The organism is Colwellia sp. Bg11-12 (genome assembly GCF_014076955.1).
Classification (GTDB): domain Bacteria; phylum Pseudomonadota; class Gammaproteobacteria; order Enterobacterales; family Alteromonadaceae; genus Colwellia_A.
In genome coordinates this window covers 480,720-495,051 of record NZ_JACGUZ010000071.1, presented here as the reverse complement: position 1 = coordinate 495,051, position 14,332 = coordinate 480,720, and the positions used below count along the sequence as shown (strand labels likewise).

At 38.5% G+C, this 14,332-nt stretch carries 9 protein-coding genes and 1 tRNA gene; all 10 read right to left on the bottom strand.

All coding sequences use genetic code 11. From position 1 onward, the window contains the following. Positions 1-60: 60 nt before the first annotated feature. The 10 genes from H4J39_RS11170 to H4J39_RS11125 all read right to left on the bottom strand — a co-directional run bounded on the left by H4J39_RS11170 (position 61) and on the right by H4J39_RS11125 (position 14,239). Positions 61-3,177, bottom strand: a complete 3,117-nt coding sequence (locus H4J39_RS11170) for an efflux RND transporter permease subunit (RefSeq protein ID WP_182228269.1) — start codon at positions 3,175-3,177, stop codon at positions 61-63. Further along, complete coding sequence (locus H4J39_RS11165; protein WP_182228267.1) at positions 3,174-4,490, bottom strand: efflux RND transporter periplasmic adaptor subunit; 1,317 nt, start codon at positions 4,488-4,490, stop codon at positions 3,174-3,176. Before H4J39_RS11165 ends, H4J39_RS11170 begins: the two co-directional genes overlap by 4 nt. 2 nt (positions 4,491-4,492) lie before the next feature. Next, complete coding sequence (locus H4J39_RS11160) at positions 4,493-5,917, bottom strand: TolC family protein (protein WP_182228265.1); 1,425 nt, start codon at positions 5,915-5,917, stop codon at positions 4,493-4,495. A gap of 262 nt (positions 5,918-6,179) precedes the next feature. Then, a tRNA-Phe gene (locus H4J39_RS11155) sits at positions 6,180-6,255 on the bottom strand. 240 nt (positions 6,256-6,495) lie between these two features. After that, on the bottom strand, positions 6,496-7,761 hold the full coding sequence (locus H4J39_RS11150) for an inorganic phosphate transporter (protein ID WP_182228263.1): 1,266 nt from the start codon (positions 7,759-7,761) through the stop codon (positions 6,496-6,498). 9 nt (positions 7,762-7,770) lie between these two features. After that, a complete protein-coding gene (locus H4J39_RS11145) occupies positions 7,771-8,451 on the bottom strand; it encodes a TIGR00153 family protein (protein WP_182177012.1) in 681 nt (226 codons plus the stop codon). A gap of 189 nt (positions 8,452-8,640) precedes the next feature. Then, positions 8,641-9,342, bottom strand: a complete 702-nt coding sequence (phoU, locus tag H4J39_RS11140; protein WP_182177013.1) for a phosphate signaling complex protein PhoU — start codon at positions 9,340-9,342, stop codon at positions 8,641-8,643. A gap of 49 nt (positions 9,343-9,391) precedes the next feature. Then, positions 9,392-10,213, bottom strand: coding sequence for a phosphate ABC transporter ATP-binding protein PstB (gene pstB / locus H4J39_RS11135; protein ID WP_182228261.1), 822 nt, complete (start codon positions 10,211-10,213; stop codon positions 9,392-9,394). A gap of 128 nt (positions 10,214-10,341) precedes the next feature. Beyond that, positions 10,342-11,979 carry a phosphate ABC transporter permease PstA gene (gene pstA, locus H4J39_RS11130; RefSeq protein WP_182228259.1) on the bottom strand — a complete coding sequence of 546 codons (1,638 nt, stop codon included), beginning with the start codon at positions 11,977-11,979 and terminating at the stop codon, positions 10,342-10,344. 16 nt (positions 11,980-11,995) lie between these two features. Next, positions 11,996-14,239: an ABC transporter permease subunit gene (locus H4J39_RS11125; protein ID WP_182228257.1), complete on the bottom strand. Its 2,244-nt coding sequence runs from the start codon at positions 14,237-14,239 to the stop codon at positions 11,996-11,998. Positions 14,240-14,332: the final 93 nt, after the last annotated feature.

Sequence of the window (14,332 nt, the reverse complement as noted above, 5' to 3'; positions counted from 1 at the left end):
ATGAAAAAACCCAGTTTTTTAACTGGGTTTTTTATTATTTACACTTGGATGAATTAAAAACTAAGCTTGCTCTAAAGTTTGATGAGTGGGTTTCACACCTATTAATTCCTTTAGTCGCTCAACAATTAAATAGTTCACTGGCACTAAAATTAACGTAATAAAAGTCGCAAACAAGATACCAAAACCAAGAGAAACAGCCATTGGAATAAGAAACTGTGCTTGTGTCGATTGCTCAAAAAGTAACGGCATTAAGCCAATAAAAGTGGTTAAGCTCGTTAACATCACCGGACGAAAACGCGAAGCACCCGCGGTAAGCACCGACTCCATAAGTTTTATCCCCTCTGATCGCTTTTTATTAATAAAGTCAACTAACACTAGAGAGTCATTTACCACAACACCAATGAGTGCCAACATCCCCAGCAAACTCATAATAGTTAACTCCATACCCATTATCCAATGACCTATTACCGCGCCTATCATGCCAAAAGGAATAACACTCATAACAATAAGGGGCTGTATGTAAGATTTAAATGGAATAGCCAGTAAGGCATAAATAATAAAGAAAACAAAGAGCAATGCCCAAGCTAACGAACCAAAAGATTCACGTTGCTCTTTCGCTTCTCCTTCTAGAGAATGACTGACACCAGGATATTGTAGCAGCAGTTCATCTAAGTAGGTTTTAAGATCAGCCTGTAATATTGTCATGTTGATATTCTCTTTTTCAACATCAGCACTAACACTAGCGGTTCTGTAACGATCAATTCTAGAAATAGTTGAAGGACTCTTTCCTGGAATTAACCTAGCCACATGTGCCAGAGGCACCGAACCACCATTGGGGGTGCCAACAAGAATACTTTCTAAATCAGCGGTCGTTCTTCGTTCATTTAATGGTAGTCGCACCATTACACGTACATCGTCTCTACCTCTTTGAATACGCTGAACTTGTGATCCAAAAAAAGAACGGCGTACTTCATTAGAGATACTCACTCTGGTTAGCCCCAAAGCTTTGCCTTGCTCAGTTAACTCAATTTGTAGCTCTTGCTTACCATCTGACAAGCTATCTTCTATATCAAAAACGGTTGGATATGTTGCTAAACGCACCTTAACTTTATCAGTAATTTCTTTAAGTGAGTCTAATGAACTTGCTTTCAATTGCACTTGAATAGGATTGGATGACCGACCTATTTCAGCTCTAAAAGTCATACTTTCAGCCCCAGGAATTGGCCCAATCATTTCCCGCCACTCCCGCACTAATTGCGCAGAGCCAATAGATGAGTGCCTAGACTCTGGCGGTGTTATTTCAAAGCGCACACTTCCTTGATTTGTCGTACCACCTCGACCACCAGTCGTGGCTAAAATATTAATGATGATGCTTTCATTAGTTTCTTCATCAATATATTTAGCACGTAACACTTCTGCTTTTTCGGTCATTTTTAAGATATGTTTATTGGTTACCTCAAATGGCGAGCCCGCGGGTAAAGTTAATGACGCACGTACAGTTTCACTGGGGATTCTGGGGAAGAAAATAAATTTAGTCCAGCCACTCATGACCAAGGTAATAATGATTAAGAAAATCCCGACAAAACCAAAAAACGTAGCCGTTTTAAAATTAATCGCTTTTTGTAATAACGGCTGATAATAACATAATATTGTACTTTCAAAGCCATCGGCAAAACGTTGTTGAAATTGACTAAATTTAGATGTTTTTGTTTTTTGACTACGTAACTTTAAATGCTTTAAATGCGACGGTAAAACAAATTTTGATTCTATTAAGGAAAACAATAATACCGGAATAACAATGACAGGAATTTGTGCAAACAATGCGCCTCGTGCACCTTCAATAAACGCGAGAGGCAAAAATGCAGCAACGGTGGTTAATACCCCAAAAGTGACCGGAGTTGCCACTTCTTGTGTGCCTCTAATAGCCGCTTCTTCACCTGAGCTAGCTGTTTTTAAATGGGTATAAATATTTTCTCCGGTGACAATGGCGTCATCCACCACAATACCGAGTACTAAAATAAAGCCAAACAAACTCATCACATTAAGCGTAATACCAAAAAATGGCATCGCGATAAAAGCGCCCATAAACGAAATAGGAATACCAAGAAATACCCAAAACGCGATCGATGGGCGTAAAAATAAGCTCAATAATGCGAGGACTAAAATGCCCCCTTGCAGCGCACTTGTTGTTAGCGTGGAAATACGATTTTTTACCACTTGGGAATCATCATCCCAATAGCTGAGTTCCACACCTACAGGCACGTTACCTTGTTGTTCATCAATATAGTTTTTTACTGCATCAGCAACATCGATAGCACTTTGTGGGCCAATACGGTAAATATCAATAAAGGCTGCTTGTTTGCCATTAAACCTTGTTCTTACCGGAGTTTCTTCAAAAGCGTCGGTGATCAATGCAATGTCAGACAAGCGTAAAATAGAACCGTCAGTGTGGGTCTTTATTGCTATCTCAGCAAACTCATCTTTACGATAGGCTTGGCCTTTGGACAACAATAAAATATCACCACCTTGTGTTCTTAAATTACCTGCAGAAACGTCAGTGCTAGCATTATTAATTGCAGCTGATACTTGGGCAATAGTTAAGTTATATTGTTGTAATTTGTCTTGCGGAATTTCAATAGAAATTTCGTAATTACGTACACCACTCAGTTCAGCCTGGGTAATTGAAGGTACTTTTAACAGCTCGTCACGTACTTTTTCTGCGTACTCTCGTGTTTCTTTTTCGCCATATATACTCGCGACACTTACCGAAATAACTTCCCGCTTTCGCGTAGCTAGAGAAACAACAGGCTTTTCAGCCTCTGCTGGGAAAGTGTTAATAGAGTCGACTCGGCTTTTAATGTCAGCCAATACTTCTCGTGCATCATAACCGCTTTCAACTTCAATATTAACAGAAGATGCCCCCTCAGAAGAGCGACTAGATATTTCTTTAATACCCTCTAAGTCTTGTATGGCCTCTTCAATACGAATAGAGATACTTTTTTCTACATCTTCGGGTGTCGCGCCACGTAATGAAACGTTTACGTTGATACGATCAGAGGCAAATGAGGGAAAAACCTCTACGGGTATCCTTACGGAAAGACTAAACAAACCTAAAATCAATATGGTTATTAATAATAGATTCGCCGCTACGTGATTTCGAGCAAACCATGCAATCATTGTGATTCATCCTTTGCTTGTTTAGCTGCTTTACGTTTCTCTTGTTTATCTGCTTTACGTTTCGCTATTTTATCTTGTTTTTTTGAGCCTTGTTTATTACCTTGGCTTGACACACTGCCTTCAATGGCAACAGGCGTTCCTGAACTTACTTGACCTAACGACGTTAGCACCAACTCGTCACCAGCAACGAGCCCAGACTCAACAATTGACTGTTTACCATTTTGCCAACCGAGAGTAACTTCTTTACGCATCAACAAGCCCTTTTCTACCGTATAGACATAACTGCCTTGATAAATAGCACTGCTAGGTATAACCAACGAATTACTTAATGCTTTACCTTCAATTTCAGCGGTAACATATTGGCCTATTTTTATCGGTGATCCATCAGAAGTTTTTGCGTCATAGGGGCGATTAATTTGTGCAACGACATAAAGTTGCTGCGACTGCTCATCAATAGCACTTTCTGTGCGAATAATTTTACCATTCCACGATTGATGTCCAATTAGATCAGAGGTTAATTTCACGTCATTTTTACGGCCCTGTTCGCCAATATCACGATACACTTCAGGTAAGTTCATCAGGGCAAGATCTTTATTTTGAATCGGGAGTCTAATTTCTACATAATCGACAGCAAAAATGGTTGCAAGTTGACTATTGCTTGAGACAACTTGACCAATACCAACTTGTTTTTTTAGAATTCGCCCAGCATAAGGGGCAACGATTGCCGTACGCTCGAGTGATAACCTTGCTTTATCTAATTGTGCTTGAGCAGAAAGCATTTTTGCTTTTGCAGATTCAAGCTGCGGCTGTCTTAGCACAAGCACATTAGCCGTTTTACCATTTCCTAAACGTTGCCAGTCGGCTTGAGCTTGTTGCACTCGAGCTTTTTCTTCAAGTAAGACTTGGTTGGCAGACAAAAGGTTTGCTTGAGAGACTTTAACTTCTGACAGGTAATCTCTATCATCAAGTTGAACTAATACATCGCCTTTCTCAAAAAAACCACCATCACGAAATTGCTCACTTACCTGGGTAATTTGTCCTGAAACTTGCGAAAAAAGTATACTTTCAGTGCGAGGTTTTACCGTACCAAAACTTTCTACCATCACTTGATAACTTTCTGGTACTAAAATTTTTGTTTCCACGGTCATCTGGGGTGCTTTCGAGGGTTTAAAGCGTTTTGATTGTGGCGGATTATTAAAAATCAAAGCAACTAACAGCAGTGTCACACCAATAATTGCGGCTAAGAGTATCAGTTTTTTCTTTCTACTTGGTTTTTGAACTGTTGCATGATTTAGAGAAGAGTGTGAAGACATAATTATTTAGCCTTTGTATAAGTAGTAGTGACAATTTTTTCAGACACAGTGAAGTCGCCACCGAGTGCTAAGTGAAGCTGTATTCGATTGGCAATTAAGCGATTTTTAATTTTGATCAGTGTAGTTTGTGCGTCAAACGAACGCGTTTGTGCATCAAGTACCGTGGTATAATTGACTAGACCACTTTGATATTGTTCAAAAGAAAGTGTAGCCGCAACCTTGGCATTTTCTTGTGCTGCCAACATACTTTGATAACTATGCTTTAAGCTTTTCTCTTGTGTTATGGCGTTTTCAACGTCAGTAAAAGCACTATATAAATGATCAAGGTATTGCTGTTCGTTTTGTTTTAGCGATAAACGTGCTTTCTCTTCATTAGCCGCTAAGCGACCTGCATTAAACAACGGGGCAGAAATATTACCAAGTAATGACCAAGCTAACGATGAACCTGAGAGTAAATCATCAATATCAGTTCCACTGTCCCCTAGCGATGCTGTTAAACTCAAACTTGGAAAACGCTGCTTATGTGCATAAGCAAGGCCGGCATCTTTAGCAAGAAGCTGATACCAGCTTGCTATTAACTCAGGTTTTCTGCTGATAAGTTCTGATGGAAGTCCTAGCGGAATATCTGAAGTTAATAGCGGTAAATCAGCATCAACTCGTAGCTTTCCTGCGGGGTAATCACCGACTAAACGCTCAAGTTGTCTCACTAACTGCTTTTTTGTAGATTTTTGTTCTGAAACACGAGTTAGCTCATTGTTTAATTCATTACGAGTTAAGTAAACATCGAGCGCCTCTCCTAGCCCGCTGTTGTAACCTGACTCAATAATATCTAAATTTTGTTGTGAATTGTTAACTCGGCTTTCATACAAGGATAATAGTTTTTCAGCTTCTACTACTGCAAACCAAGTGGTTACTACATTAACAACCAATTGCTGCTTACTTTGCTCAAAACGTGACTGCTCAGCCATAAAAGTTAAGTTAGCTTGCTGGTCAGCTGCAGAAAGCTTCCCCCATAAATCAAGCTCATAAGTCAAATTCAAATTAACCGAACTTGAATTAGCGTAACTATCATTGTTATTATTTTTATTTCGACCTGAACGCAAAGATAAATCAAGGGACGGCCACAACGAACTACCCGAAATAATCAGTTGCTGCTTTTGTATTTCAACATCATACGCTTGAATGCTTAATTGATGATTAGAGGCGAGTGCAGATTTCACCAGCTGGTGAACTTGCGGACTATCTAATTGATATAACCAATTGTCTTCAACAGGTAACTTTTCATTACTTTGCTGCCAAGTTGTTGGTAAGTTGATATTTCTAATATTTTCATCAAGTTCTGAAGTACTAGAGCAAGCTAACAACAGACTTGTTGTTAGGCCAACAATAATACCTTGTTTGACATTCGTTCTCAGACGATTTTCCATAAAATATGAAACCACTACTGCTATTTTTAATGGCTTAATTGTATTCAATAATGATAAAAAATAGTAATGACTTTACAAAAGTTTACTTTCAGTAAAAGTGTTGCGATGAATAGCAGATATTAAAAGGTGAGTGGTAATTTGTTACGCTATTAACTTAGTGGGTGCAGTAAAGAAAATAAACGTAGATATTGAATTCACTTAACATAAAACGAAAAAAGCCCACAATCACTTGTGGGCTTTTTAGTCTCAATAAAGAGAAATATGGTGCCTTGACCCGGAATCGAACCAGGGACACGAGGATTTTCAATCCTCTGCTCTACCGACTGAGCTATCAAGGCAATTTGAATTTCTGATGAATTTCAAAGAAGCGCCATAATATAGGGTAATCATCTTTCAGGCAAGCATTACCTAACCACTTTTAAATTATATTGCTCTCTAACCAAGCAGTTAATCATTTCGCTATTTTTTAAAATATTATCAATAAAAAAACGACTGTACGTAAACTTTTTATTTTACTATTTAAAGCCCATAAAAAAACCAGCATCTCTGCTGGTTTCTTAAATTAACATCGTTAAATGTTAGGTGAAAATTGCCACCATTCCCCAGAAGAAAATAATGGATAAACCAGCACCTACCGGTAAAGTAATAACCCACGAAACAACAATATTACGTACTACGGTTAAGTTAATTGCCGCAATACCACGCGCCATTCCTACACCTAAAACAGCACCCACTAATGTTTGTGTGGTTGAGATAGGTAAGCCTGTACCTGAAGCAATAACAACCGTACAAGCAGCCGCTAACTCTGCTGCAAAACCACGGCTAGGTGTTAAATGCGTAATACCATTACCAATGGTTGCAATAACTTTATGACCAAACAAAGCCAGACCAGCAACAATACCAAAACCACCTAGCGGTAATATCCACCATGCAATAGCAGATTTAGCCGCAATTTCGCCGTCATTACCGACAATACTTACAACAGCAGCTAGTGGACCAATAGCATTGGCTACATCGTTTGAGCCATGAGCAAATGCCATTGCACACGCAGTAACAATCATTAGAAGTGCAAATACTTTTTCTACGTTAGCATAATGCGTCTTCTTCGCTGCATTCTCATCAAACTTTAAGCGGTTGATAAAAAGCTTGCCAATAAACGCAACTAAAACAGCAACGATAATAGCGTACATATAACCTTCAACTGAACCTATATCTAAACCTAAATGCTTTAAACCTTTCTTAATAGTGACTAAAGCAAGTACGAAGCCCGCTAAAAACATGTAAAAAGGTACCCAACGTTTAGCTTGTATCAGAGGATTTTCTGTATCAAAAATTAATTTTTGTGCGCTGTTAAAAATAAGAAACGCAATAATACCAGAAATAAGTGGTGTTACGATCCAACTACCCACAATGCCAAGTACTTTGCCCCATTCAACTGCATCAGGACTTACACCAACAGCAGCAAAACCAACAATAGCACCAACAATTGAATGTGTAGTAGATACCGGCCATCCTAAAATAGAAGCAATAAGTAGCCAAGTAGCCGCAGCAAACAAGGCAGAGATCATACCAAATACAAGTAATTCAGGGCTGTCAACGAAGTAAGCAGCGTCAATAATACCTTTTCGAATCGTTGAAGTAACTTCACCACCTGCTAAATAAGCACCGGCAAATTCAAAAACCATTGCAATAAGAATCGCTTGTTTAATCGTTAGGGCTTTAGAGCCAACTGATGTACCCATCGCGTTAGCAACATCATTCGCACCGATGCCCCACGCCATAAAAAAGCCAACTACGCCAGCCATAATGACCAACATTGGGCCATGTGTTAATATAATATCCATGAATAACCTTTATTTTCTAGCGAGTAAAATTTCTAATCGGGCACCAACACGCTCGGCTAAATCAGCTAAATCACCTATCCATTCAATAATTTGATATAGAAACATTACATCAATTGGATTTAAGTCATTTTCAATAGCCAACAAGTCGCTACGCAATTTAATTTGCATACCGTCAGTATCATCTTCTATTTCATCTAATTGATTGATCATTTTTTCAACCAATGCTACTTCTCGACCACGAAATCCAGTTTCTAATAAATCGTCTAATTCATTAATAGCGTCAGCTGCTTTTTCCGCTGCGTCTATATTTCTAGCTACATAAGTCACAAAAGATGCTTGTAGTGTTTCAGGTATAACAAGTTTACGCCCTAAAATACGTCCGGCAATATCTTTTGCTTTGTTAGCTATTTTATCTTGTTGGGAAAGTAATTCTAATAAGTCTGCTCGGTCAACCGGCATAAACAAGCCACCCGGTAATTCTAAACGGATTTGGCGTTTTAAGGTGTCAGCGTCACGTTCATATTTTGAAATTTTACTGCGAAGCTTTCCTGCTGTAGACCAATCTTGTGCAGCACAAGCAGCAAAAAAAGGAGTGAGTTGATTACAACACTTAGTGACCAATCGAATGTGTTTTTCTAATGGTTTAATAGGTGACTTTGCAAAGACACCTAGTATTGAATTTGTAGCCATAATTTATTCCCAGAGCCAAATTGCTCTTTGTTATTATTCGCCGCGGATATTAACCCATTTAACACGATCTTCAAGCGTTTTATGACGATCACGTGACAATATCTGTACTTTTAGATAGATATACCTATCATTTGTTAAAACAGTATAGGTATATATAAAGTTATTTAAACGTAGCGGCTTTTTATAAATTTACAAAGATTTAATATCTTCAGCTGTTGTGTGGCGCACATCTTTGCCTTTAACGAAATAGATGATGTATTCGCAAATATTTTGACAGCGGTCACCAATTCGTTCTAAAGCTCGTGCTGACCATATAACACTCATTATTTGTGGAATTGAACGTGGGTCTTCCATCATATAAGTCATTAATTGACGCATTAACGCTTCATACTCACGGTCAATTTTCTCATCATTGCCGTGTGTTTTAACCGCAGAATCTACATCCATTCGAGTAAAGGCATCTAAGGTCGCTTGCAAAAATTCTAAAACTTTACGCCCTAAATTGTCCAAATTAAGTAGCAGCGCTTTTTGCTCCCCAGAGAAACTCTCTAAAGCAACCCGAGCAATTTTTTGTGCTTCGTCGCCGATACGCTCTAAATCTGCAATTGTTTTTACAACTGCCATAATCAAACGTAAATCACCTGCGGCTGGCTGACGTTTAGCAATAATGCGCGTACATTCATCGTCAATACTAACTTCTAAAGCATTAATTTTATAATCGTTCGCTAAAACATTTTTAGCCAGTGCTTCATCTGCATTATAAACAGCAGTAAGTGAATCACTTAATTGCTTTTCAACTAAGCCACCCATGTGCATGACATGGTTAATGACATTTTCTAAATCTTCATTAAATTGGCCTGAGATATGACGACCAAGATTGATGTTATCCATTATTTTTCCTTACAATTCTACAATAAAAGTAGCATGTTAATCGTCTGTGTTAACCGTAACGGCCAGTAATATAATCTTCAGTTTTCTTTTTCGCGGGTGTAGTAAACAGCGTATTCGTATCGCTGTATTCAATTAAGTCACCCATGTACATAAAAGCGGTTTGATCTGAAACACGTGCTGCTTGTTGCATATTATGCGTAACAATCACCACGGTGAACTGCTTTTTCAAATCGTTAATCAATTCTTCAATGGTTAAGGTTGAAATAGGATCGAGTGCAGAGGTAGGTTCATCAAGTAACAGAACTTCGGGCTTAATCGCAATGGCGCGAGCAATCACTAAACGTTGCTGTTGACCACCAGAAAGTCCTAAAGCACTGTCGTGCAAACGGTCTTTTACTTCATTCCACAATGCGGCACTGCGTAATGCTTTTTCCGCAGCTTCATCTAGAACACGTCGATTATTTTCACCCATGATGCGCAAACCATAAACAACATTTTCATAAATACTTTTAGGAAATGGATTCGGTCGCTGAAATACCATACCTACTTGGCGACGTAACGCTGCAACATCAACTTGTTTACCATAGATATTTTCGCCATGAAGATTAATTTCACCTTCAATCTTACAAATATCAACCAAGTCATTCATGCGGTTAATACAACGTAAAAGTGTCGATTTACCACAACCACTAGGGCCGATAAACGCAGTAACTTGCCCTTTAGGAATAGACATACTGATATTTTGTAGTGCTTGTTTGTCACCATAATAAAGGTTCAAATTCTTAATTTCTAGCGCCACTTGCTCTGGCGATAAGTTATTGAGATCAAGTTTAACTTTTGGGTCTAATGTTCTTGGCGTGACTGAAATCATAATATTCTCTTTCAATGCTTAAATTTTGTTCGTTACGGTTAAAGTGTTAATTATTAATATTTTTTCCTATTGAAATAAGAGGAAAGTGTCACCCTGACTAAGCCTAATAATGAGGGTGAACGATAAAATTAATGCTCTAACATGCGATATTTTTCTCTTAAACGGTTACGTATAGTAACAGCTGTCATATTCAGTGAAACAATGATGGTCACCAATAAAAATGCAGTAGCAAACACTAATGGACGTGCCGCTTCCACATTAGGGCTTTGGAAACCGACATCATAAATATGAAAACCTAAATGCATAAACTTACGATCTAAATGTAAGTATGGAAAGTTACCATCAAGCGGTAAATTCGGCGCCATTTTTACAACACCTACTAACATTAACGGAGCAACTTCACCTGCTGCACGAGCAATAGCTAAAATAATACCGGTCATAATCGCAGGGCTGGCAATAGGGAGAATAATACGCCATAACGTTTCTGCTTTTGTTGCCCCTAAAGCTAAAGAACCATGACGCATTGCTGATGGAATGCGAGACAAACCTTCTTCGGTTGAAACAATAACCACTGGTAATGTTAATATCGCTAATGTTAATGCAGACCACATAACCCCTGGCGTACCAAAAGTTGGGCTAGGTAAGGTTTCAGCGTAAAACAATTGGTCTAAACTACCACCCACCATATAAACGAAGAAGCCTAAGCCAAATACACCATAAACAATTGACGGTACACCCGCTAAGTTAATTACCGCTATACGAAGTAATTTCGTTAGTGCATTCTTTCCAGCATATTCATGCAAATAAATTGCGGCCACCACCCCAAGAGGAGCAACAACAACTGTCATCAATAAAACCATTAATACTGTACCGAATATAGCAGGAAATACGCCACCTTCCGTATTAGCTTCTCGAGGGTCATCAACTAAGAAGCTGCCGATTTGCTGAATAAAGACAGATGCACGACCAAAAAAAGATAATTTATTGTTATAAGTTACTTTGAGTATTTCTTCAAAATTTATCTCTATAACTTCGCCACCCATAGCACGAACCACTAATTGGTCACGAGATACTTTGTCGCGAATAGCCATTAGCTTAGTTTCTAATACTTGGTAATCAGCGTTATAACGAGCAACTTCGTCATCAATTTCTTTTTCACGTTCTAGCGTTAATGTTTCATCAAGTATGTGCTTACGTTTTTTCAAACGTAAGCGCTCTATTTGATAATTAATAGCGCCAATATCAACTTTTTGTAATTCTTCCATTTCTTCTTGAAAGTCATCAACGCGCTCAACCAGCTCAGCCATTTTATCAATACTTTCAGGCTTACCGTCTAAAACTATCCCTTCAATGTAGCCATAGAAATTACCATTGGTACGACGTTCAACCACTACTAACTCTTCAGGTTTCGACGTTTTGTTAATCAATGGTATTAACAACCAACGAAAATCTAAATTGACTAATTCACGGTTACCCGTTTTAACCAAGATACGTTCAATGGTTTCTTTATTTGGATCTAAGCCTAAATTTAAATGCGACAACTGTTTAGTCGGCAAGCTCTCACGATCGTATATCTCGCCGATAACCGTGACTGCTTGTCCTTTTTCATTGACCGTCTCAAATTGATAAATGTCTGCAGGCCAAAAGTACGATAATCCGCGTGAAGCAATTAACCACAATAAACCCAGAACTGAAATTAAACTGATACTTACTCCGCCAGCAGATAACCACACCCACGGAGAACCAGATTTAAACCAACTATTCATAAACTCAGTTCCTTAACTATAACGAGCTGTATTTTTCACGTAAGCGCTGACGTATCAGCTCAGCAAACGTGTTAAAAATAAAGGTGAAAACAAATAAAACAAAAGCGGCTAGAAATAGAATTCGATAATGCGAACTACCGACTTCGGACTCTGGCATTTCAACAGCGATATTGGCTGCTAACGTACGCATGCCTTGGAAGATACTCCAATCTAAAATTGGGGTATTACCTGTTGCCATAAGAACGATCATAGTTTCTCCTACAGCGCGACCTAATCCCATCATTACCGCAGAAAATATACCTGGGCTAGCAGTTAACAAAACCACTTTTGCAAGCGTTTGCCACTGCGTTGCACCGAGCGCTAAAGAGCCACTGGTTAAGTGTTTTGGTACACTAAAGATTGCATCTTCTGCCATAGAAAAAATGGTTGGTATTACAGCAAAACCCATTGCTAAACCAACAACTAATGAATTGCGTTGGTCAAAGTCAACACCAAGGTCATTGGTAATATACTGACGAACATCACCACCAAAAAACAAAGATTCGAAGAAGGGTGATAACAAAAAGGCACTGCCCCCTGCAATCAATAACACAGGAACAAGTATGATCGGTGCCCATGTTTCAGGAATAGTGTTTTTCATTTCTTTGGGCAATTTATGCCAAGCAAATGCGGTAACAAATACCGAAAGTGGCAACATAATTAATAGCATTGCTATTGCAGGTAAGTAATTTTCTATTATCGGTGCTAACCATAGACCCGCCAAGAAGCCTAAAATAACAGTAGGCAATGCTTCCATTAGCTCAATAGTCGGCTTAACTTTTCGGCGCATGCCTGGTGTCATAAAGTAAGCGGTATAAATAGCAGCACTTAACGCGATAGGAACAGCAAATAACATCGCGTACATGGCTGCTTTCATGGTACCAAATGAAATAGGTACTAAAGAAAACTTCCCTTCAAAATCATCAGAGCCCGACGTTGATTGCCAAATATATTCAGGCTCTGGATAACCCTCGTACCAAACTTCTTCCCATAACGCGCTCCATGTAACTTCAGGATGCTCATTTTCAACGCTAAATATTTTTAACTGCTTATCATCAATAATCACTAAGCCATCAGCACGAGGTGAAATAGCAAATACTGTTGGTTCACTCGTTGTTAATTGGCCACGCCATAAATCAGCTTCACTGGTGGTGTAAAAAACACCTATATTTCCAGATGGCGTTAGGGTGTAAAAGCTTTTACGAAATTGTTCGGTATGAATTTGGGTAATAGCTTCAGTATCACTAACGTCAAAAGTACGAACATTTTTAAATTGACGACCATTGTCAGTGGCTACTTCAAACCACTGCGACACTTTACCGGCACTACTGCCCAGTAAAATGGAGCTACTACCTGAAAGTAATGCCATGGAAGTAATATGATGAGGTTTAGTGCTCGTTTGCTCTAATGATGGAATAATTGTCGCTTTAAGTTCAACATCGTTTTCATCCGAGAGATCAAAAACAAAAATTTGATCATCACTGCGAACAAAAGCTAACCGCATATCTGGTGTAACCAAAATGTCGCTAACATGATCAACTGGAAAATCAATTTCTTGATAAACCGCCTCAAAAGCGCTGTCGTAAGTAAAGTCATCTTCGGCGATTAAACTTGTTTTAATTAAGCGCTGGTCTTGGGTAAAAGCAACAAAAACTGCTTTTTCATCATTCATGCTAAAGGCAAGTTCGGTAAAATTTTCGCCGTTCTCATCAACAGGTATTGAATTCTCACCTAATGGATAAGCTACGCTTGGAATAATTTCACGCGTACCAGAGTCAAAATTTGAAAAGAATTTAGCCGCAACAAGTTGTACGCTACCTTCACTATCAATCAGTAATTTATTTTCTCTACCTGCATGAATAACTTTAGCGAGGGTCCTATTATCACTCAATAGTTTTTCATTGAGTACTAACGTCCCTTTTTCATGAGCAGCGCTTTTAACTAATTGATAAAAATTAATATCACCTTGTTGGGTAATTTGAAAAGCAACTTCTTTGAGTTCATCAACACCTGTAGATAACGTGGGTGCAGCCGTACTTATTTCAAATTGACTAACAGGTTCTATTGTTGCCGACTCAAAAATAGGTTTTATCACATAGAGTAAATATAAAAAGATGAGCACCAGTGTAAATAAAACACTTATGCCACCTAATGTTATTAACCATTGTGCTAATGTATTTTTCAACTGACGTGGGCCAGTCGATTTTAATGCAATTGCCACTTAAAACACCTTCAATTATGGAAACTTTAGTACGATGCAAATTATAAGACAGTTGTATGACATTTTTGTTACAGCCAGCAATTACTTTAAATA